Here is an 18,899-nt window from a genome sequence, read left to right as displayed (position 1 = left end):
GAGTCGGTGTTTTTTTACTGGGTTTTATAGGTAAACTCGTCGTTGCCTGCTGAACCGTATTTCAGGTTCATGTCCATCGTCAGCATCGCCATGTTATCGGCCTCGTTATAGCGCGGATTCGTTAATTGCACGTTCGGCACATCGATCAACACCTTATTGCCAGCGGTCGTGCCATGCACCAAAGCAAGCGCGCCGAGCGTACCAGCCCGGCAGATATCGACAAACGCCTTGATCCCCACTGTCGGCAGTTCGATGGTGACATTGCCGCTCATTGACCGGCCGGTGTAATGGATGGTCTCGGAATTCGGCCTGTTCTTGTATACATTTGAATTAGCCTGCGTGATTGTGAGACTTGCCAATGGCGCGGCATAACCGTGCAATGTGAATGTGGTGTTGGTTTTGGTCATTGCCAGCGCATTCTGGAATGAAGACAAGTCTGGCGATCCCGGAGTCGATGCAACGATACTGGAGTACACGCCTTCAAATGCAAAATGGAGCAATGGGACATTGCCTTCAGAGAATCGCCATTCCTGCGTCCCCATTGCGCCAATCATTTTATGTAACTGATTTTCCCAGAAAAAATAAATCGTGACTGTTTTCTCTGCATCGGAAATCACGTTATACGTAACCGGGCCGGTTGTTGGCGTTATCGTCTCTGACATGGAGCAGCCAAGCATTGCATCTGAATATCCAGGCACAACAGCAACACCGCCAGCGCCAGCCATTTCAATATCAAACTCAATCTGCATCGTCTCGCCAACATTGATCTGGCCGTTATTACCGAAAAACGGTACGGCAGCATTGCGGTCGATATAACGGATATTTGCCGGTGTAACGCTAACGTTTAGCGCCAGCAAAGCGTCTGTTGCCACGACCGGCAAGGCGTCAACACCCTTGGTTGCTTCGACTTTACACAAGACAATTTTCTTAAGCGCTTTAATCGGCATTTGTTACCTCCGTATTGGTTCTTTTTGCAGCCTGTTTCTCGAGCCGTTTTTCTTCTTCCAGCTTGCTGACCATTTCCTTTGTTGCGTCATCAGCCGGTTCTCGGCATCCCGTCTCTGGGTTGACTATCCAGCGCCCGCCCATGCCAAAGTACGGGCATTTCGTGAAATCGGTGTTTACTTGCTTTTCCGCACTTGCCTGGTCTTCATGCTGTTGCGTGACACCGGCTTGCGCCTGCTCTGGTTTTGTTTTCGCCATTACGCGCTCCTTATAAAATGAGATGTTAAAAACTCGTCTTGCCACCACAACACCTGGTTACTCATGCGTAGCAATCGTCCTCCGCCATACTCAATAGGGATAAACGGATCGTCTGGCTGCCAGCCGTGCAGTATGTTCATGATGTCCTGGCGCAAAATCAGCAAATCAGACTGTGCTTTTTCGCCCCTCGGGTCTCGCAAACTCTGCACAGCAATAATCACTGCAAAGCGAACGGTATTGAGCTGGGTAATGCTCATTGTTCCCGTGTGATTACCTGCGGCGCGATCGGTCATCGGCACAACAAATGCAGCGGGCGTTTGCTTGAGATCGGCGCTTGCCGCTGCCAGACCGGCAGCACCGGACACGCTTTTGAGCTTACCAACATGGGCGTCCAGGTAGTCGATAATGGTCTGGTGGTTGAGTAACTCAATTGCCATCACGCGGCCCTCACCGGCAAAATGCAGCTCAATCCATATTTTTGCTGCCCGACTGCCACAAGCGCCCGCACTTTGTAATAAACCGTATCAACGCCGCCCTGGATCAACTGATAAACAATCGCTCCGCTGATAATTGGGGTATTCAGAATCATGGCCGATGGATTTGCATCTGTGCCTTTGTGTACCGTAACAGCAACGCTCACAACCGAATCAATTGAATCAACCAGGCGCGAAAAGTCGAACGAGACCGCAATGATTTCGTCAGGCGCTTTGGGTGACAACACTGTAGTATCAGGCAGCGACACTGTAGTCCCTCCATTGCGCAGTAACTGTATATCGCGGGTTTGGCTTAATCGTGCTCACACCACCGGACAAACTTGCGCTTGCCAGCGCTTGGGCGACAGCAGCCGCATTAAGTGGGATTTGTGTTGTCAGATCAGCACCCGCTGTGACCAGTGCGGCCGCATCACCTGATATGCCTAAATTAACCGTTAAACTGCCTGTTCCGGACACTACACTTAACGCTGCGCCATCGAGTGTGATACCGGTATTGAGATCGCCTTGGGCGGTTACGGTTGCGGACGCATCGCCAGCCAGTGGCACATCGCTTGACGCAAGCTGGCCGGTTGCTGTTGATTGCCCCGCGGCCGCCCCATCCATTTGAATTTGCGTTGTCAATTCTCCAGTGGCGACTGATTGCCCGGATGCGCTGCCATCCAGATTAACCGGAGCATCCAGACTTCCCGTAGCCAACATCTGCGCCACTGCATCCGCAGCAAGCTGGATTTGTATTGTGAGATTGCCGGTTGCTGTTGCCGACGCATTGGCGTTGCCAGCCAAAGTTGCTGCTCCGCCCAGATCACCACTTGCACTTGATTGCCCGACAGCATCACCACCCAGCAAAATAGATGTATCAATACCGGCAGACGCCAGCGCCTGTGCTACCGCCGCACCCGACAACGTGATCGATGCAGTCAGGTCTGCTGCTGCAGTCGATTGGCCTGCGGCATTACCGCCCAATGAAATGCCTGTCGATAAATCGGCCGTTGCACTTGTATTTCCAGCAGCGTCACCATCCAATTGAATGCCGGTTGTAAGACTCGCTTCCGCAACTGATTGCGCAGCCGCATTTGCGGCCAGATTGATCGGCACATTAAGCGCGCCGGTTGCGGTTGCGACAACAACTGATGCACCGGCAATCGGTATTTGCGTTGTAATTTGTCCGCTTGCACTTGCCTGTCCTGTTGCATCGCCAGCCAAATCTATCGATGATGGCGCTGATCCGTGGACGCCGATGTGCGCGACAAGCTTTTGGTTTCCGCTGCTTAAAAATCGAAGTCGGAATATTGTGCTCGTAAATGTATGCGCGACTTTGACTGCATTTGCAGTCCAATCCGCAGGGGATGTACGTTTTACGCCCGATGCGTCGTAAAAAGCACCGTTACTCACGGAGGCGTCGAGACCGATGGTCGTTCCAAATTTTGTCGCATTATCGTACATCTCGGATTGCACGGCATTAGGCGTTACTGATACAGTGCCTAACGCAAGATCAATTTCGTAATCGCCTGTGGTTGCAAGGTCCACACGATAGTTGGATACCGACCACGCGTTTGCTTTTGCTGCGCCAGCCAGTTTGCTGCCGTCGCTCGTCGACCAATTATCAACCGAATGTGGGGGCTGCTCCCAGCCGACGTTGAGCCCCTGAGGCGTCGTGGTTGGGAAATTTGCGGTTAGCGATGTCTCGGCATACTCATTCACACCATCGCTGACATATCCTGCCGTGCCGCGAAAATTGATCCCCTGGATGAGCGCCATTTAATTAATCCCAGATTGAGACTGGCGGCTGCACATTTGCAATCAGATAATCACACGCCGCGACAATCTCGGCGTATGTCGTTCGCGGCATCGCATCAAAAGCGTCAATGTGATCGGCAACCTCAGCGGCCAACCCGCCGACACTTTGCATTGTGAGCATAAGCTGATCTCCAACAGTCAGAAATCCCGGGTCAGAAGGTATAATCACATCACGGAAATGCCGCAATTTCGCGCGCCGCCACTCGTATGCCGCCAGAACATCTGTAATTTTTGCTTGCAAATCAGCAAGCGGCACAGACTCTGTAACCGCCCACTGCTTATGCACTGCCGCATTATTCGCAACATCTCGTTGCAAGCCAATAACACCTTGTGCTGCTTGCTCAACAAGCATTTTGCGGTGCGCGTCTGTGTGCTGGATTGGCATAATTACATCAAACTTTTAGTTATCGATCTGGAATGTCAGCGCACCCGCTGCAAAACTCGGTGCCGCATCGCCGTTGTTAATTGTTTTTGCAGTGGTTAATGCCGCCCGAAATAGCAGATTGCCAGCCGTTGATGCGTCAAACACACAAAACTCCGTAACCTGGCCCCAGTTTGCGGTCGGCGCTGGAAATGTAATCACATTATTATTGCTGGTCTGACCACCCGTACCCGTGCTCGCCGTTGTCGATCCGGCTGATTGCGTGCCCGCCCAATTTGCGAGCGAGCTGGTAACGGCCACCCTGGCGTAACTGCCGCCGGTCACTTCAGTGCCGCATGCAGCATCCGATCCGGCCGTTGTCGCCAACGCCACGTAAGTTGTGGCTGGCATGGTGTATGCCTGGCCGCGCAAAAATGCATCGATCAGCTTGTTTTCAAGGTAGTTTGATAAGGATGTTGCGCTTGACGCTGCGGAAAATAGCGCAACACACAAGAATATCAACGTTGTACAAAGGTTTTTTACATTAAACATAGTCACTCCTTTACTTGGTAATCATGGCCAGTCTTGCGACTCGCCGAATACTTTTGAACCAGTTTCATATGCTACATCCCCGGCACCCGCGGACGTTTCACCAACATCAAGATCGATTTCGCCGTTAGCGATCCTTCTCAACAGCTTTATGGTTGCGTCGTACTTATCCTTGACATGCTCGGGCGCTCCGATATCGTGCAAATGATAACGCGCAATGTTGCAACACAGATTCGTGAGCACGTCAGGGACGGTAGATAGCGGCAGCGTGTAGCGCATAGCCAGGTACATATCGATATCGGCCGTGGCGTCCGCGATAGCCGCATCAAGCACGGCCGTATCGATCTCCCCGAGCTGGCTGCGGTCTGTCAGCTCGACCAGTTCGTTGTTACCAAACCGGTCGATCATGTTTTGCTGGGTGCAGTAGGGCATGGGTTACTTTGCCGGTTCTTTTGTTGGTTCTTTTGTCGGTTCTTTTGGTTTTGCCGGTTCTTTTGGTTTTGCCGGTTCTTTTACCAATTCAACCGCATCCAGCTCGAGAAGCTGTGCCGGGTCGTCCACTTCGATTACTGAACCTGGTTTGCGAAGCTTTCCATCATGCTTAAGCGAATCAATCAATACTTTTACTTTTGCCATTGTTCATCCTTTGTTACTAATAGTCACAGCTTGCTATGCAGGTTATGCCGGTTACGCTACCGCATTAACAATCAGGAATCCGGCATCCGCGCCCGCAATAACAGGCGATACGCTGTCCGAAGTCGGGTAAAGCCAAGATTTATGGCCGCCATCGTAATAGGCCGGTTCTGATAGCGGATAACCGCGCAGTCCGTATGTATAGCCGTAGCTGGGCACGCCCATACTGGATAATGGCGCTGTGTTGGTAAATGCAAGCACGGCATCCTTGCCCCAGACATCCTGCGTATTGCCGTCGGCATCTGTATAAATCGCATCGCCAACAACAACACGTTGCAAACCAAGAAGACTTGCCAACAGTTCAGGGGTAGCGGATTCTCGGCCGGTGTACTTGATCCGCTCGATAACTTTGGGATGGTTTTTAACTGCTTTAAACACTGGCGCACCCAGTTCAAGAGTATTGGGTCGCATGCCGGTTTTAGATCGGATCACGTCAATAAAATCTTCGATATCGGCGATCGGATCGGACGTGCCGGAATAATCAGACCATTGGCTGGTGCCGGACAAAGTGACTTTATTGCTTGCCGCATATGAAGCTGGGTTTCGCGCAATAGTCGCCTGGTCATATTCCTGGCGGAGCAATATAATGTCTCGTGCAAACTGTACGGCCCCAGAACCCATGTCGATACCTGGTGTTTGCGACGCTTCTTCCAGGTGCTCGATGGGAACCATACCGCTAATCGAGTGATCTTCCAGCGCATACGGTTGTCCTGAATAGCCAAATTGCGCAATAACAACCTTTGAACCCGGTGCACGCGCCGTGTTATACAACCGAAATGATTCCTTGCCGAATTCTATGATTCTGCCACCACGCACGCCAACCGGCACACGAGGAAACAATGCACTGCCTATATACGCCGGGTTTCTATAACCCCGCGCAACTTCCGTTAAAACCGGGTCGACTACGCGAACCGCTGAACCAGTCATCTGTGGCATGTTTTACTCCTGATAAATGTTTATAAAATCAAACCGTAGCGATTACGCAGCGGGCAGCGTCATGATTTCGATACGCTGTCCCGCACCGGTCGAAGCTTGCAAGGCAATGCCCGCTTTTGTGCCAACGTCATAGGTCAAAGCGCGTCCGTCAGCGCCGGATTTGACCGCTGCGCCAAGCGCAATTGCGCCACCAGCTTCAATAATCGCCGTGCCATGCGTGTCGACCGTCATTTTTTCGCCGGATGCAACAGTCATTCTGGAAACGCCAATAGCTGCAGCGCCGGCGGCAGAAACCTGAGCGCCCGCGCTGGTAACAAACCGCTCGGCGGTTACTGCGCCGGATGCGGTCATGGTGATGGGTAATAATGGATTAAACTGGGTCATTGCTTATGCTCCTGTTTGATTGTCAACCGTTTGCCGTTGTTGCGTGATCGGGTTACTGAACAGCCGTAACGGCGGCTATGTATTCAATACCGGGGTGGGATTCCATAAATGCCAGCGCCTTGCTGTGCAGCTCCGCAGCTTTCGGGTCTACGTCATAACCGGTTGGCACATTTGTCTTGCGTTGCGCGGTTGGTCCATCTTTTTCTGCCGAGTGTTCAGAGAAATCAACAACCACCGGGCTGGCCTGCAACGCGCCCTTGAATTTTTCCGCCGTTAGCGATGCCGCGACGCCGTCGCCTTCTGAAAACTCGAGCGGCTTTTCCTGAGCAGCGATCAAATCCAACGCAGCCACAGCAACAGCCTTGTTAACTGGCAACAGGCGGCCTTCTGTGACAAGCTTTTCGCAGAAAGCGGCGTGGCCTTCGTGGATGGCGGCTCGCTCACGCTCAGCCAGTGCCGTTTGTGCAGCAGTGGCTTGTTCCTGGAATTGAGTGGATTTGGTTTTAAGCTGTGCATTCTCCGCGAGAAGACGCGCATTTTCATTCTGGATTTCTTTGATGCGATCATCTTGATTGCTGTCTTTAGGGTCTGGCATAGGGTTGTTCTCCGTATAGTTAATGCTTTCCGTTTGTCCGGATTGCATGAGATTTATCGCGGGGTGAAAGTACATTTTTTCCTCAAAAACAATCGCCCCATCTTCTTCCGATAAATTGACCGATGGCAGACTTTTGAGCGATGGCGCTGCGGCACCCAGAAACCCGATGTGCCGTAAGTAATATGTGCCAGGCTTTGGGTTGCCTTGTTGCTGCGGATGGTAAAAGCTGGCGCTGATTTTTTTAAATTGCTTGTTGCGCACCAGCCCAACAAAATCATCATGGAGATCGCGCAGACTGGCCCATAGCGAACCATCGCGAAATGCGAGTTTTTGCGCCCAGCCCCAAGCGGGGTCGTCATGCTTGGGGTGTCCGATTACAACCGGCGCATCAAACAAATCAGGGTCATAGGCTTGTGCCATCGCCGATACATCGTCATCGGAAAATGTAATCGCGCTTCCCGTCATAGGGATATGCGTGCCTGGCTTGAATATAGGGATTTCGATATTCATACCGGACAGAATAGCCCGGTAGAATAGATGGTTACAGTTAAACCGGTTTAAAGCTTTTAACCGATTTCTTTTCGCAGATAATTGTTAAATGTATCGACGATCATTTTGCCGTCTTCTTCGGATATGCCGATAAACGGCCGGGCGGGGATATCGCCCCACAGGTTTGGAAATTCAGATTTTGCACCGCCAAATTGTTGCATGGCCGCGTAAATAGTTGGGCTGCCAACATCCAGCGTATCACTGCCGGTAAGCTGGTAATTGATCTGATCCATGAGCGTGCCGCCGCTGGTCAACGGCTGGTCGCGACCCTTGCGCTTGATCGTCACCGGGCTGTTGCGCGCCCATGCACTGCCATCTGGCGCAGATTCGTTTTCAAAACGCCGCTTTGTCGAGTCTAGCAACTCTTCGCCAATCTCCAACAGCGCCGGTCGCGGATTCCGCCCGGCATCGATCAGCCGTTGCAGCATTTGCGTGACAGCGCGGTCGTCGATTTCTATCTGGATTTTGATCATTCGTCTATCGGCTCAAACACGATGTCATTGTCCTGGTCTGGCAGCGGTTTTGAATGATCATTTCCACCTGTCAATATTTCTTCGGGTATGATCTCAAACGCCTGACACGATAAATCGCCAAGGTAGTTTTTGCATTCCAGGCATCTATAATTCTGCATCACTCAATCTCCTTAAACAGTTTTAGCATATCGCCTGGCACATCCTGCTCACCATTCAATCTATATTGGACAAACCATTCTGCCAGATATTCCTTGCTGTTTGTTCGGCCGTACTCGGATATGCTATTTTTCGGATCAAAATCGAAACGAGTAGTAATTCCGATATGCCTGTAATGTCTGTAATGGCCAAGCTCGTGCGTAATGGTAGTCTTCAGAGAATCTTCCGCGGTCTTCATAGTTGATGAAATAGTCCACGGCCGTGCCTTTTCGCCGCGTTTCATACGTTCTTCAATATCAATGATCCTGCTGTTGACGTTTCTTAAGCGCGCTCTGACGGTGCTCTGAGCGTACCGATTATCCCCCAGATATCCTGTTAACTGTTTTTTTATGTCATCCAGTTTCTTTAGCTGGGTTTCATATGAAACCGCCTCTGAAAAATTAACCTTGCTTGCATATGATAGATTGATTTTTACCCAATTCAACATTGGGGTATAACTTGCTGCAGCCCGCGACCTGGATGACCTGTATGTACTTAATTTATTTAATTTGATGGGCGCGTGTCTGCTTTCATTTTCCACAGCTTCAAGCACCGCGTTTGCTTCTGATTTTTTTAAACCTTTCAGGCTGACATCATCAACCCCAAGATTTTTTATTCTCTCTGTAGCTTCTGTGATGGTCTTGGCTGGCACAAAGGTATCCGGCAGAACGCCAACTGCGCTTAAATCGCGCTTGATTTTGTCGGCCACTGTATCTGGAAACTTCGGCAATTTACGACCGATCAGGTCTTTCAACTCCTTGTGCGCATTCGCACCAGGCTGATAATCAAACCCAAAATCAATCCCGTTTGGCACCGAATGCCGTTTACCCTGGCTGTCGATATGTGTAAACGATCCATCATCCGGCGCTTTCTCATTTTTAAATTCCGATTCGCGCACGGCTTTTACCCGGCAACGACAGCCCCAGCCGTTAGGCGGCATGTGCGTTTGCCACCAGGGGTCATCCTTGTGCAGCACCATGCCAGACCAACTCACATGCAGCGGGCGCGGGTGCTGTACAGTGTCGTTGTGAATGTACTTCCAGTACGGCCGAACAGCAACAAGGTCGGGATCGTTAAGCTGCTTGAAGCGTCCGGCCGCATAGCTGGTTGACAGATTGGTCTGATAAATTACGCGGGTTCGCCAGTCTCGACCGGCTTTACTGCCTGATCCTGTCCAACCCTCCCAGCCATGCTTTCTAACAATATCATTGAACCGCTTACGGAATGCCTGAATAGATTCACCATTAACAATCGCATTATCCACCGCGCCGCGCAAATCGTTGAGCAAATCGGCCTTGGCTGCACCGGCTACGATAAACGCCCGGTCGTGCGCGGATTTGACGATATCGTCCCATCGCTCTGTCGGCAGGTTGAGCTTGCCGCGAAAAAAATCAACCTGCGCCTGGAATGGCCGGTTAAATTTGCCATCCTCGCGCGCATTGAAGGCAATTTGCGTGGGCGAAAGCTTAAGCGGCATTTGTCCGCCATTTCGTAATCGATTCTAAGGGGTTCAATTGGGGTTCACTTTTTGTTATTTTGATCGAAGACATACCTTTATATGTCCGAGACAAAAATAATCGCTTAGAACGCGTTTTAATGCGTTTCATCTTTTGCCGGATATACTTGCCATGATAACTGCCAGTGAACGAAATCTTTAAACGTGCGCCAGTCGCCACCCCATTCCAGCTTTATGCCAAGCTCAGCCGCCGCGTGCTTCATCGCCCTGGCAATTGGCATGTAATGATCCGGTTGCCAACTTATAACACCGTTAACCATCGCCGCGAGATCGACTGCATGCCCCGTCAAATGTCGGCTTTTCATGGTTTTGGATTGCCCCAGACGCAGCAATGCGGCCTGCCGATCAAGAGAGCGCAAACCTTCCAGAACGGTGAAATCCGTTTCGGTGATTTCAATTGCACGCTTAACGACACGAACCAGATCAGGATGCACGCCGTTAAGCCGGTTTTTTGAGCGCTTGCCTAGATGAAACATTATATTGACGCCAGACCACCGCCAAGCAGCATACCAACGATAAATGCAAAACCTGTCCATAGTATGGTGTGATGCCATTGCGGGGTTTGGTATTGATGCCTCTTCGATTTTTCTGATTCCGTGTAGCGTATTGCATCATCAATACGTCTAACCGCAACCTCGACAAGATGCTTTGCATTTACCAAATGATAGCTTGCTACACTTTTTACGTCGTTTGTCATTATCTTCTCCTTTGGTTAGAAACTAGCTTGATTATGTTGTTAGCCGCCTTTTTGGCCTCACGAACATTTTTGATGTGCTCGGCCCGTGCTTTGCAACTCCAATCATGCTCACGATAAAAACGATTTAGTGCGGTCTGGAACTGTCGCTTATTTTTTACGCCAGTTATAAGCGACGATTCCGGGCAATGCTCGCACTTAAAGATAATCCTGCCGTCCTCAGCGTATATGAGCATTAATCGCCCTCTTGCACGTCATACCGCCCCGACAAATCCGCAGCGATAAACGCCATTTCCATAACGTTAACCAACTGACTCGAATCCAGTTCGCCGAAAGCGGCGAGCAGATCGTCGCGCAGTTGTTCGAGTGTGTCGGCTTTTCCGACAATGTCGCGCACTTTGTCCAGGATTACCGCGCCTGCTTTGACTGACTCAGCGGCCAGGATATCGGTTTGACTGTCTATCGATGTCGGGTCATGGTCGGCTTGTTCGCTTTCGGCAAATTGCGGATTTTGTTCTTTGCCGCCGGATTGCTTAAGATTTTCGTCAGGGTTTTCTGGCGCGGTGGCGCGTTCTTCCCATTCGCCTCCATAGGTCTCATGGATATATTTCAGCGTCGGCTTAAACCCCATGCCGGAAATTTTGGTATCTCGTTCGATGCGCGCGTCCAGGTCTTCATCACTAAACACCCGGTAAACGGTTGGCAATGCAGCACCCGGAAAATTCCACTCAACCAGCCACTTGACAATTGTCCGGTTAAACCGCTCTGACAGCATGTCGCTGTCTGCTTTCAGTATCGCGTCTTTGACTGTTTCACGCTCTGACTCATTGCCCAGCTTTCCAGCCGTGCCGCTGGCGGTTGCGGTTTGGCCCAGGCAGACCATTAAAATTGCGTCGTTGATCTGGTTAACAAAATCCTTGTGGTCGGCGGCTGATGCACGCAAGGCTTCAAGCAATGTGGCTTCCATTCCTTCCGGGATCGTTACCGCAGAATCACGCTGAATCGCGCGCAGTGCATTCAAAAGCTTTTGTTTTTCTGCTTCCGTGGTATTGCCTGGATACTTGCCAAGCGCTGTGGGCGTGCCGAATTTTTCGAGATACACCGCCCAAAACCGCGTCACATTGCGCTTGAGCCATACCAGCCAATACAGATAATGCGCCAGTCCCAGGCCATACGGCGCATCGTGATGATCCGCGCCGAATGCAACCACCCAGAATTTCTTGTCCGGCATCAATTCGCCCGGCATGGAATCATTAAATGTCTTGAGCCGTAAAGCGCCTTCGCCGTCAAATGCAAAGCGCCTGCGGTTGCGCACCCGGATATCGTCAATCACAACGCGTGAGCCGTCTTGTCCCCACATCGCCTCGGCAACAGAAAAACCGTAAAACGTGCCGTGCAGCATTTGCAGGGTGATTTTGTCAAACTCAAGATTGTCGATCTGATCTTTAATAAAATCTGCGGCCGCTTTATCAATTGCACGCTTGCCGCCCGGCATGACTTCCCACGGCTTGGCAATCACACCGTAAATGCGCTGGTTCACACCCGCACGCACACGGTCATCGCGCAGCACTTCTTCGTAAATCTTATAATCGCCACCGCCACGTTCGACAACAATCTTGTCGTCAATAGGCGCATGCATAAGCGCATTCAGCCAGCCACGGGTTATGTCGCGGCCGTCACGGCTGGTTGCGATTTCAGCCTTTTCTGGTTGCTTTGTTTTTTGTTCAGAATCCATTGAATCCACCCCAATCCGTTCTACCGCCACCAATGCCGCTATCAAAACTTTCACGCCCGCCAGCGCTCATAAATTCAATCGGCGCGCCTTGCATTTCGCGGCTGGCGTAATAAGCAAGAGCGACAGCCACCGCTGCATCGCCGTGGCGTTTCTTTTTATCCTGCCCGGTTGTTCGCGTTTCCGGTATTCTCGGCACGCCACGCACGACCTGCACAGCCCGCAAATCATCCAGGATGTCCGCATCCTTGGGTAGATCGTCCAGCGTGCCGTCTTCCAATGCCGCCTTGACCGGCGGCATGTGTTCCCGGTACCAGCCTTCTGACAACATGATTTGTTCGATGCGGGTTGCGCCGTAGCGTTGCATCGCTACTTCAGCCAAAAACTGGCCATTACCTCTGGCATCAAACGCGCCACCGCGAAAACGCGGCAGGTTGTCGATCAGGTAGAAACAAACCTGCTCTTGTTGCCGGAAAGGCACATTGCGCAGCTCGATCACAAACGGCGACTTGCGCACAAGGTTTTGTTGCTGAATTAACGGCACGAGCACTGTCAGATCGCCAGACCGCCCAAAATCCTCGCCAACAAACGAGATGAGTTCTTTAAACAAGCCCTCAATTTGCGGTTTCAGGTTGTCATTAATCCAGTCCTGGCATTGCGCATGTCTCACAGAATCCGGCAGCAGCTCGAAACCATCCTTGCATTCCCAGCGTAAAACGGGCGTATCCGGTGACATGCGCGATTCAATCAATGCTCTGGACAACCATGCGCCACTGGAATTTGACGGAATGCAATCCAGTTCCTCGGTCGCGCCGTCGCCATAGAATGCATAAACGCTTGCAACCCAGGCAATCTCGTCGTCCTTTGACCATGGCTTTCCAAGCCGGTAACACACGCGGATAAACAGACCATCTGAAACGGCCTCTTTGAACGTTACCCGGTGGACCGTACCGGAACGCTTGCCAGCCCGGATATCGGTAATCAGTTCGTTAAATGGATTGTCCTGGCCGTTATGGGTTGAGATTACTCTCACTTTTCCGCCCCAGATCAGCATCGCCAGCGCAGCTTTTAACAGCTCATCCAGTTTTTCATGGAATGCGGCCTCGTCGATGACGATAATCCCCTGACGGCCGCGAAGGTTTGACGGGCGGCTGGATAATGCAACGATACGAAAACCGGATGCCGGAAAGCGGATGGTGTAGGTCTTGATGTGCTTGTCCGCGTCGTCTTCCGAATCCCACATGCCTTCTTCGATTTCGGATGCGGCGTAGTTGAATACCCGCGCCCACATCGCACACGCCTGGATATATTCAATCGTCATGTCCTGGTTGTAGGCGATGTAATACACGTTTTGACCGCCAGCCGTTCTGGCGGATGCTGCGGTCAGAACGTTGTCGGACGCCTCAGCCCAGGTCAGGCCGGTGCGGCGCGATTTTTCGATAACTTTTAACGGTGAATCATCTGCCACCCAGCGTTTTTGATAATCCATTAACACCGCAGGGGCGTTGAATTCCCCTGCGGCAGTGTCTGGAATAACAACCGGAATATCGCTCATTCGACAATCCCGAGTATCTCACGGCGCAGGGCGTCAACCGATTCGGGGGATAATCCCCCTTTTCTGGCAATTTTTTCAGCCGATGCGGCTGCGGCTTCAGTCCTTGCTCGAGCTTCATCCTGCCATTTGCGGTGTATCACTTTGGCTCTTGCCAGGTTGGATATCGCCAAAGCTGCGCGGCTTAACAGCTTGACGCGCTTTGCCGGGTCGTTCTCAGCTTCCGCTTCCTGCAAATCAACCATCACATCAAACAATTCCGATTGCGCCATGCGAATAACCGACGCGCTCAGTTCATCAGACTGATCCGGCGTGTTTTTTGCGAGCATCTGTGCGGCTTCAGTGGCTGCCCGGATTGCGGCCATGCGTTTTTCGATCTTCTGTCCGTATCGATGCACGGACGCATGAGAAATGTCATACCCGCGTGTTTTCAGTTCTTCGGACAGTAATTGATAGCCGCTGAAATTATTCTCTGCAAGCGCATCATCCAGCCAGGCTTTGACCGGATCTGGCAGGGCGTCTATTTTGGTTTGGCGGGCCATATCAATTTATTGTTACCACTTTGGTGGCCTTGCCACACCGGCAGGCGCATCAGCGCGATAATCGACCACATCTTCGCCTTCGGCGGTGATTTCTGCGTGCCACATGGGTTGGTTTTCGGATACAGCAACCAGCCCCCGGCCTTTCAGATAGTGCAGCGCGTTGCGAACCATGTCGGATGTTACGCGCAATGGAATATCATGCGCCGTTCTCAGTAAAACATGCTCGCTAGTTCCATATGGCCGCGCATACCAAAGCGCAGACAGTATTATCCAGCGCAACGTCTCGCGTTCAGCGCGCGCGACATCAACAACATCTTGACTAATCATTTTTCTTGTTCCTTCCAGGTTACGAGTATTTCATAGATGCGATCAAGCTTTGCATTCATTGCCGTTGTCTCCCGGATTGAGTCTTCGCGCCGCTGGTACTCAATTGGCAGTTGCGCGATCAGGCGTCTCAAATCAGCATCGGTTCGCTTCAGACTGGCGTCGACTTGCGCCCATTTGGCGTTGCATTCGTCTGCGCTGACCACAATACGACGATCCAGATTACGGATCATGCCCCCGATCAGTAATTTGATAATGCCTATCAAAAACCCAGTCCACGCGCTCACAAGACCAATCAACCAGGCTACCATTTGCCATGTAACCGTAATTTCCATTACTGCCGCACCTCCCAATCATCCCGGCATTCCGGCGAGCACCAGCGCACGCCATCTTCAACATCGTCCCCACAAAACAGACAATGGCCGGTTGCTTCGGCGGCCTTGTGCAATTTTCTGGCGTTCTCTATTGCGCGTTGCGTGTCCATTTGTTCGCGCTCGTTCGCGATATCAATCTGATCCATTATCAATCAACGTCTGGCCATCCCGTTATCCCATTCGGCGATAGCTTCAACACGCCCCCGGCATTGGTCGTAGAGTCCGCTGACGGTTGCGATCCAGTCGGCGATATCTGCGTCTGTTGTTGCCCTGTTGCGGGTATCTTCGGCAGTTCCGGCAACGGTTGTATCAGCGCTTCGGGTATTCTTGGGCACGCGTTGTTGCTCAAACGCTGCGGATTGCTCGAGCACCCGGCGAGCATTACCAGACAGGCAATCGCGGCCAGTCGTATGATTTTTAGCTTCATTCCTTAATTCCTCGGCTTGTTGTTCTGCGTCGATGATGCGGTTCATGGCGTATGCAAATGCGTTTTGCGTCGATTCCTCTGCAACCTGCATTCTCTCGCTTGCCTCACGCTCAGCGCCAAGCAGCATGGTCGACTTGTCCAGCTCGCATTGTTTGAGATTTCCGGCGGCAATTTTTGAAGACAGGGTATAGCCTCCGGCAAAACCGGCACCGAGTATCACGGCAACGGCCATCGCATAAAGTGCAGGTATTGGCATAAGTTCTCCTTAAACAATCCCGCCAGGGTACCGCGCCTCGATTACCTGGCTAACGGATAAAGCCCTGGCGGGCTTGCAGTGCTTGCTTGTGAGACTCCAGTATCTTGCATATTTTGATAACCGTATAACTAAACCGGTTTAAATATTTAGTTGATTGGCGTTATGGTGTAATGCAGGCGTTCCAAGCTTTTTAGACAAGGAGATTAAAAACATGGACATGCCCAAGCTCGAGCCCATTCCGATTTACACCAAAAATTACCCGGCCTGGGCGCGAATCTGGCGCTGGTTGACGCACATCCGCAAGTGGAAGGTGGTCGAGGACTGGCACTGCCAGCTGCCGGACGGCTCGATTGCCGTGATACCGGCGGGGTTTATTTTTGACGGCGCATCGATCCCGCGCCCGCTGTGGGCGATCATGTCGCCAACCGGGCTGCTGTTCATCCCAAGCCTGATTCATGATTTTGCTTACCGTTATGATTATCTTTGGCTCGAGTCCAGCATTCCAAGCGGACACACGTTCATCAAAGGAAATTACGGCGCAAACCGCAAGCACTGGGACAACCTGTTCGAGCAAATGTGCGTCCAGGTCAACGGCCTGGCATACGTCGACCAGATTGCCCGGGTATTGGTGCGCGCCTTCGGCTGGATCGCCTGGTATCAACACCGCGGCCGCAAGTACAAAGAGATGATTCCTGGCGCTTAGTCGTTTAGTGTCTGTCCTCAACAAGCCGGAAGACTACCGGCGCGGCTATCGATTTTGCGATTGCGGCTACAAGATATTGCTTGAAGCCGGTTTTGATTTTCCCAAAACAGCATGGGTAATTTGCAAGCAGTGCAACCGCTGGGCGATTGATCCCAAGCGGGAAAACAACTCTGAATAACTCAAAATTATGTCGAAAAATTTTACAGTCAAATTGCGCCACAATTTCAACTCATTGGCACATAATTGATTTTTGTTTTGGCACAGAACTTGCATGCATTTTCCAAATGGGTAAAACAAACTAAAGGGGAGATAATATGAAAAAGATTGTGCTTTGCCTGTTCGCTTCCGCATTTTGGATTTCAACCGCGCATGCTGAGCTTATTGTAAAGATCGAAGACTTGTCGAGCGGCACTACGCACACCTATACCGACAGCACGGCATCGTCATCAAGACAGGTCTCTACAAGGCTATTGCTCCCGAACTTTTCAATCATTTTTAGCGCAACAAGCACTAATCTGTTCGGAACGGCAAATACAGGGCCATCGGTATCGCCTTATCCTTTTTACCCATCGCTCGGGTTTAGCAGTCGAGTCCATTCGCTAGGCGAAGCGGTTGATCTGAGAATCAGCATTACCGATACCGACTATGGGTTGCCATCCTGGCTTTTTTCACCAAATTTTGTTGCGTTGGCCACCCCAGTTAATGTAAATACAAACCACATTGAATCCGACTATTACTTCAACCTTTCAAATATTGCATTTGATACCAATGGCGCGAGCGTAATTAAATATAATTCAGACGATGGTTTGCAAAATATATTTAGTAACATCGTGGAAATATTGCCGCTAGGGTTTGGCCAAAACTTTCAGCCATTCTCATTGACCCAAATCATTAACATTCACGTTGACCCCGGTCTTTCGTTGAATTCAGACATTGGCTCGCGGGTCATGCCAGAGCCTGGTGTGCTGTTTTTAATCGGTTTAGGGGTGGCTGGATTGATGCTATCGCGCGCACGGCGTTCATATTAAAATGAATTAGGCTTATCAATGGGCGAAGAAATAACACTGACGATAGAAATAAAAAACGAGCGTCCAATTGAGCTACTAGACTTAGCCAAAAGCTTGATTAGCATGAGTAATGAATACAGACACTTCCTAGCTGAACACGACCCTTTTATTGCAGCTGATGATGTTAAGCTATATATAAAAGAAATACGAAGTGGAAGTATTATTGCTGAACTCGCGGCTCTTTCGCCCTACGCACTGCCGTTAATAGATCACGCAGAAACCATAACTGAATATATAAAACATATTAAGGTATGGTATAAATGGTTAAGCGAAAGTGACAAAAAGCCCGAGAATATTAACAAATCCACCCTGGAAAATCTTAATAATATCCTTGAACCAATAGCAAAAGATAATGGGGCCCAAATGAATATTGCATCTCTTAACATACAAGGAGATATGAAAATCAACTTAACCATTGGTTCAAACGATGCCAATGCAGCTCAAAATGCTATTAGAAGAGCGTTAAATGCGCTGAAAGAACCAGTTACCGGAATCCATCAAAGCGTTGTTATGTACTGGGCCCAGGCCAGAAATGACCCTCACAGTAATAAAGCAGGTGATCGAGCTAAAATTGAAAGTGTATTTAGTGGCGATGTTAAGGTAATGTTCATCAATGATGAATTGAAAGTAAAAATGTTGTTCGATGAAGCTCATCCTTTTAATAAGGCTTTTATTGTTGATGTGGCTGTTGAAACAATTAACGGAAAGCCGGCCCTATACAAAATTATTAAATTACATGATGTTTTTGATAAGTAATAAAAGTCGCAGCCATCTATCTGTGAATTATAAAGCCCGGACTCTTAAAACTGCCGGGCTTTATTATGTGGCACTACAAGTGACTTGTTAAATATTAGCCAAGCCATGAATAAAAGTCTGGATCGTATGGAATACGCATATTGCTAGTTTTAGGACACTGTGGATCAACAACAAAGCTTGTCTGATCGAACTTGTTCCACGCGCCGGTTCCAGCGCCGTCTATTGCTAAAATCGAAATCAGGCCAAAATCTATAAAAATACCGAGCAATGTGGTCGCGTCAAAAGATTTTGATGCCGGAACGCTTACTTCATTACAACCTTCCATGCGCGCAGTTATTATGTAATCTTCTTTCTTCTTAAACGTTGTAACAGTATTTCCCTTGCCAACATATGCTTCATTGACATACAGCTCGGCTTCCGCCTGGTTGCTCCTGATTGCTATCTGTTGAGTTGACCCATTAAACATGGTTGCGCAACCAGTCAAAAGATATGCAAAAACCAGCACAATTAAAATTGTTTTTTTCACTTTATTCCCCTTTTTTATTTAGAGCCCTTTTGGACTGGACAAGATTAACACAGTAAACAACGAGTTACATAAGTTTTACACCACCACCCACCAAACCAGCGACACACCCACAGCCACCGACACCCCAACAGCCAACCCGACCGCCAGCGATATTTTGAATATGTCGCTGGCCAATGTTTCAATGATTTCGTTTCTCATGCT

At 50.3% G+C, this 18,899-nt stretch carries 29 protein-coding genes; 4 read left to right on the top strand and 25 right to left on the bottom strand.

What is annotated here, in order from left to right:
* Positions 1 to 14: 14 nt before the first annotated feature.
* The 24 genes from MRK00_16470 to MRK00_16355 form a co-directional block, all read right to left on the bottom strand.
* Positions 15 to 947 (bottom strand): hypothetical protein, encoded by a 933-nt coding sequence (locus MRK00_16470; protein MDR4518966.1) that lies wholly within the window; start codon positions 945 to 947, stop codon positions 15 to 17.
* Positions 937 to 1,203, bottom strand: a complete 267-nt coding sequence (locus tag MRK00_16465) for a hypothetical protein (GenBank protein MDR4518965.1) — start codon at positions 1,201 to 1,203, stop codon at positions 937 to 939. The genes MRK00_16470 and MRK00_16465 overlap by 11 nt, the downstream gene beginning before the upstream one ends.
* Positions 1,203 to 1,640, bottom strand: a complete 438-nt coding sequence (locus tag MRK00_16460) for a hypothetical protein (GenBank protein MDR4518964.1) — start codon at positions 1,638 to 1,640, stop codon at positions 1,203 to 1,205. The genes MRK00_16465 and MRK00_16460 overlap by 1 nt, the downstream gene beginning before the upstream one ends.
* On the bottom strand, positions 1,640 to 1,945 hold the full coding sequence (locus MRK00_16455) for a hypothetical protein (GenBank protein MDR4518963.1): 306 nt from the start codon (positions 1,943 to 1,945) through the stop codon (positions 1,640 to 1,642). The genes MRK00_16460 and MRK00_16455 overlap by 1 nt, the downstream gene beginning before the upstream one ends.
* The gene (locus tag MRK00_16450) at positions 1,932 to 3,455 is read right to left on the bottom strand and encodes a hypothetical protein (GenBank protein MDR4518962.1); all 1,524 of its coding nucleotides are present in this window, start codon (positions 3,453 to 3,455) and stop codon (positions 1,932 to 1,934) included. Before MRK00_16450 ends, MRK00_16455 begins: the two co-directional genes overlap by 14 nt.
* 4 nt (positions 3,456 to 3,459) lie before the next feature.
* A complete protein-coding gene (locus tag MRK00_16445; GenBank protein ID MDR4518961.1) occupies positions 3,460 to 3,879 on the bottom strand; it encodes a hypothetical protein in 420 nt (139 codons plus the stop codon).
* A gap of 15 nt (positions 3,880 to 3,894) precedes the next feature.
* On the bottom strand, positions 3,895 to 4,407 hold the full coding sequence (locus MRK00_16440; GenBank protein ID MDR4518960.1) for a hypothetical protein: 513 nt from the start codon (positions 4,405 to 4,407) through the stop codon (positions 3,895 to 3,897).
* Positions 4,408 to 4,428: 21 nt separating this feature from the next.
* Positions 4,429 to 4,836: a DUF1320 domain-containing protein gene (locus MRK00_16435; GenBank protein MDR4518959.1), complete on the bottom strand. Its 408-nt coding sequence runs from the start codon at positions 4,834 to 4,836 to the stop codon at positions 4,429 to 4,431.
* A 3-nt stretch (positions 4,837 to 4,839) separates the two neighbouring features.
* Positions 4,840 to 5,040: a hypothetical protein gene (locus tag MRK00_16430; GenBank protein MDR4518958.1), complete on the bottom strand. Its 201-nt coding sequence runs from the start codon at positions 5,038 to 5,040 to the stop codon at positions 4,840 to 4,842.
* 51 nt (positions 5,041 to 5,091) lie between these two features.
* Positions 5,092 to 6,033 carry a major capsid protein gene (locus MRK00_16425; protein MDR4518957.1) on the bottom strand — a complete coding sequence of 314 codons (942 nt, stop codon included), beginning with the start codon at positions 6,031 to 6,033 and terminating at the stop codon, positions 5,092 to 5,094.
* A gap of 42 nt (positions 6,034 to 6,075) precedes the next feature.
* Positions 6,076 to 6,417 (bottom strand): DUF2190 family protein, encoded by a 342-nt coding sequence (locus MRK00_16420; GenBank protein ID MDR4518956.1) that lies wholly within the window; start codon positions 6,415 to 6,417, stop codon positions 6,076 to 6,078.
* Positions 6,418 to 6,469: 52 nt separating this feature from the next.
* On the bottom strand, positions 6,470 to 7,522 hold the full coding sequence (locus MRK00_16415; protein MDR4518955.1) for a hypothetical protein: 1,053 nt from the start codon (positions 7,520 to 7,522) through the stop codon (positions 6,470 to 6,472).
* Positions 7,523 to 7,578: 56 nt separating this feature from the next.
* The gene (locus MRK00_16410; protein ID MDR4518954.1) at positions 7,579 to 8,034 is read right to left on the bottom strand and encodes a phage virion morphogenesis protein; all 456 of its coding nucleotides are present in this window, start codon (positions 8,032 to 8,034) and stop codon (positions 7,579 to 7,581) included.
* Entirely contained in the window at positions 8,031 to 8,192 is a 162-nt protein-coding gene (locus MRK00_16405; protein ID MDR4518953.1) for a hypothetical protein, read from the bottom strand. The genes MRK00_16410 and MRK00_16405 overlap by 4 nt, the downstream gene beginning before the upstream one ends.
* Positions 8,192 to 9,706 (bottom strand): hypothetical protein, encoded by a 1,515-nt coding sequence (locus MRK00_16400; GenBank protein MDR4518952.1) that lies wholly within the window; start codon positions 9,704 to 9,706, stop codon positions 8,192 to 8,194. Before MRK00_16400 ends, MRK00_16405 begins: the two co-directional genes overlap by 1 nt.
* Before the next feature lie 116 nt (positions 9,707 to 9,822).
* Positions 9,823 to 10,221, bottom strand: coding sequence for a M15 family metallopeptidase (locus MRK00_16395; GenBank protein MDR4518951.1), 399 nt, complete (start codon positions 10,219 to 10,221; stop codon positions 9,823 to 9,825).
* Positions 10,221 to 10,442, bottom strand: coding sequence for a hypothetical protein (locus MRK00_16390; protein ID MDR4518950.1), 222 nt, complete (start codon positions 10,440 to 10,442; stop codon positions 10,221 to 10,223). Before MRK00_16390 ends, MRK00_16395 begins: the two co-directional genes overlap by 1 nt.
* Before the next feature lie 232 nt (positions 10,443 to 10,674).
* Positions 10,675 to 12,174, bottom strand: coding sequence for a DUF935 domain-containing protein (locus MRK00_16385; protein MDR4518949.1), 1,500 nt, complete (start codon positions 12,172 to 12,174; stop codon positions 10,675 to 10,677).
* Positions 12,164 to 13,726 (bottom strand): hypothetical protein, encoded by a 1,563-nt coding sequence (locus MRK00_16380; protein ID MDR4518948.1) that lies wholly within the window; start codon positions 13,724 to 13,726, stop codon positions 12,164 to 12,166. Before MRK00_16380 ends, MRK00_16385 begins: the two co-directional genes overlap by 11 nt.
* Positions 13,723 to 14,265, bottom strand: coding sequence for a DUF3486 family protein (locus MRK00_16375; protein ID MDR4518947.1), 543 nt, complete (start codon positions 14,263 to 14,265; stop codon positions 13,723 to 13,725). The genes MRK00_16380 and MRK00_16375 overlap by 4 nt, the downstream gene beginning before the upstream one ends.
* Positions 14,266 to 14,277: 12 nt before the next feature.
* A complete protein-coding gene (locus MRK00_16370) occupies positions 14,278 to 14,592 on the bottom strand; it encodes a cytoplasmic protein (protein ID MDR4518946.1) in 315 nt (104 codons plus the stop codon).
* Positions 14,589 to 14,924, bottom strand: a complete 336-nt coding sequence (locus tag MRK00_16365) for a hypothetical protein (protein ID MDR4518945.1) — start codon at positions 14,922 to 14,924, stop codon at positions 14,589 to 14,591. The genes MRK00_16370 and MRK00_16365 overlap by 4 nt, the downstream gene beginning before the upstream one ends.
* On the bottom strand, positions 14,924 to 15,109 hold the full coding sequence (locus MRK00_16360; protein MDR4518944.1) for a hypothetical protein: 186 nt from the start codon (positions 15,107 to 15,109) through the stop codon (positions 14,924 to 14,926). The genes MRK00_16365 and MRK00_16360 overlap by 1 nt, the downstream gene beginning before the upstream one ends.
* A 6-nt stretch (positions 15,110 to 15,115) precedes the next feature.
* Positions 15,116 to 15,646: a hypothetical protein gene (locus MRK00_16355; GenBank protein ID MDR4518943.1), complete on the bottom strand. Its 531-nt coding sequence runs from the start codon at positions 15,644 to 15,646 to the stop codon at positions 15,116 to 15,118.
* 211 nt (positions 15,647 to 15,857) lie between these two features.
* Between MRK00_16355 and MRK00_16350 the strand changes: the two genes are divergently transcribed.
* From MRK00_16350 to MRK00_16335, 4 genes are all read left to right on the top strand, one after another.
* Positions 15,858 to 16,349, top strand: a complete 492-nt coding sequence (locus MRK00_16350; protein ID MDR4518942.1) for a DUF1353 domain-containing protein — start codon at positions 15,858 to 15,860, stop codon at positions 16,347 to 16,349.
* A gap of 7 nt (positions 16,350 to 16,356) precedes the next feature.
* Positions 16,357 to 16,527: a hypothetical protein gene (locus tag MRK00_16345; GenBank protein ID MDR4518941.1), complete on the top strand. Its 171-nt coding sequence runs from the start codon at positions 16,357 to 16,359 to the stop codon at positions 16,525 to 16,527.
* Between the two features lie 136 nt (positions 16,528 to 16,663).
* The gene (locus MRK00_16340; protein ID MDR4518940.1) at positions 16,664 to 17,377 is read left to right on the top strand and encodes a PEP-CTERM sorting domain-containing protein; all 714 of its coding nucleotides are present in this window, start codon (positions 16,664 to 16,666) and stop codon (positions 17,375 to 17,377) included.
* 18 nt (positions 17,378 to 17,395) lie between these two features.
* The gene (locus MRK00_16335) at positions 17,396 to 18,172 is read left to right on the top strand and encodes a hypothetical protein (protein ID MDR4518939.1); all 777 of its coding nucleotides are present in this window, start codon (positions 17,396 to 17,398) and stop codon (positions 18,170 to 18,172) included.
* Between the two features lie 94 nt (positions 18,173 to 18,266).
* On the opposite strand, the gene MRK00_16330 is transcribed toward MRK00_16335, so the two are convergent.
* Positions 18,267 to 18,698 (bottom strand): hypothetical protein, encoded by a 432-nt coding sequence (locus MRK00_16330; protein MDR4518938.1) that lies wholly within the window; start codon positions 18,696 to 18,698, stop codon positions 18,267 to 18,269.
* Positions 18,699 to 18,899 lie beyond the last annotated feature (201 nt).

It is taken from the genome of Nitrosomonas sp. (assembly GCA_031316255.1).
GTDB lineage: Bacteria > Pseudomonadota > Gammaproteobacteria > Burkholderiales > Nitrosomonadaceae > Nitrosomonas.
The sequence above is the reverse complement of the archived record's forward strand: the minus strand, read 5'-3'. Positions and strand labels throughout refer to the sequence as shown.

Coding starts and splice junctions, on each gene's coding strand:
- MRK00_16470 (MDR4518966.1), bottom strand. CDS start 947: ATGCCGATTAAAGCGCTTAAGAAAATTGTCTTGTGTAAAGTCGAAGCA.
- MRK00_16465 (MDR4518965.1), bottom strand. CDS start 1,203: ATGGCGAAAACAAAACCAGAGCAGGCGCAAGCCGGTGTCACGCAACAG.
- MRK00_16460 (MDR4518964.1), bottom strand. CDS start 1,640: ATGGCAATTGAGTTACTCAACCACCAGACCATTATCGACTACCTGGAC.
- MRK00_16450 (MDR4518962.1), bottom strand. CDS start 3,455: ATGGCGCTCATCCAGGGGATCAATTTTCGCGGCACGGCAGGATATGTC.
- MRK00_16445 (MDR4518961.1), bottom strand. CDS start 3,879: ATGCCAATCCAGCACACAGACGCGCACCGCAAAATGCTTGTTGAGCAA.
- MRK00_16440 (MDR4518960.1), bottom strand. CDS start 4,407: ATGTTTAATGTAAAAAACCTTTGTACAACGTTGATATTCTTGTGTGTT.
- MRK00_16435 (MDR4518959.1), bottom strand. CDS start 4,836: ATGCCCTACTGCACCCAGCAAAACATGATCGACCGGTTTGGTAACAAC.
- MRK00_16430 (MDR4518958.1), bottom strand. CDS start 5,040: ATGGCAAAAGTAAAAGTATTGATTGATTCGCTTAAGCATGATGGAAAG.
- MRK00_16425 (MDR4518957.1), bottom strand. CDS start 6,033: ATGCCACAGATGACTGGTTCAGCGGTTCGCGTAGTCGACCCGGTTTTA.
- MRK00_16420 (MDR4518956.1), bottom strand. CDS start 6,417: ATGACCCAGTTTAATCCATTATTACCCATCACCATGACCGCATCCGGC.
- MRK00_16415 (MDR4518955.1), bottom strand. CDS start 7,522: ATGAATATCGAAATCCCTATATTCAAGCCAGGCACGCATATCCCTATG.
- MRK00_16410 (MDR4518954.1), bottom strand. CDS start 8,034: ATGATCAAAATCCAGATAGAAATCGACGACCGCGCTGTCACGCAAATG.
- MRK00_16405 (MDR4518953.1), bottom strand. CDS start 8,192: ATGCAGAATTATAGATGCCTGGAATGCAAAAACTACCTTGGCGATTTA.
- MRK00_16400 (MDR4518952.1), bottom strand. CDS start 9,706: ATGCCGCTTAAGCTTTCGCCCACGCAAATTGCCTTCAATGCGCGCGAG.
- MRK00_16395 (MDR4518951.1), bottom strand. CDS start 10,221: ATGTTTCATCTAGGCAAGCGCTCAAAAAACCGGCTTAACGGCGTGCAT.
- MRK00_16390 (MDR4518950.1), bottom strand. CDS start 10,442: ATGACAAACGACGTAAAAAGTGTAGCAAGCTATCATTTGGTAAATGCA.
- MRK00_16385 (MDR4518949.1), bottom strand. CDS start 12,174: ATGGATTCTGAACAAAAAACAAAGCAACCAGAAAAGGCTGAAATCGCA.
- MRK00_16380 (MDR4518948.1), bottom strand. CDS start 13,726: ATGAGCGATATTCCGGTTGTTATTCCAGACACTGCCGCAGGGGAATTC.
- MRK00_16375 (MDR4518947.1), bottom strand. CDS start 14,265: ATGGCCCGCCAAACCAAAATAGACGCCCTGCCAGATCCGGTCAAAGCC.
- MRK00_16370 (MDR4518946.1), bottom strand. CDS start 14,592: ATGATTAGTCAAGATGTTGTTGATGTCGCGCGCGCTGAACGCGAGACG.
- MRK00_16365 (MDR4518945.1), bottom strand. CDS start 14,924: ATGGAAATTACGGTTACATGGCAAATGGTAGCCTGGTTGATTGGTCTT.
- MRK00_16360 (MDR4518944.1), bottom strand. CDS start 15,109: ATGGATCAGATTGATATCGCGAACGAGCGCGAACAAATGGACACGCAA.
- MRK00_16355 (MDR4518943.1), bottom strand. CDS start 15,646: ATGCCAATACCTGCACTTTATGCGATGGCCGTTGCCGTGATACTCGGT.
- MRK00_16350 (MDR4518942.1), top strand. CDS start 15,858: ATGGACATGCCCAAGCTCGAGCCCATTCCGATTTACACCAAAAATTAC.
- MRK00_16340 (MDR4518940.1), top strand. CDS start 16,664: ATGAAAAAGATTGTGCTTTGCCTGTTCGCTTCCGCATTTTGGATTTCA.
- MRK00_16335 (MDR4518939.1), top strand. CDS start 17,396: ATGGGCGAAGAAATAACACTGACGATAGAAATAAAAAACGAGCGTCCA.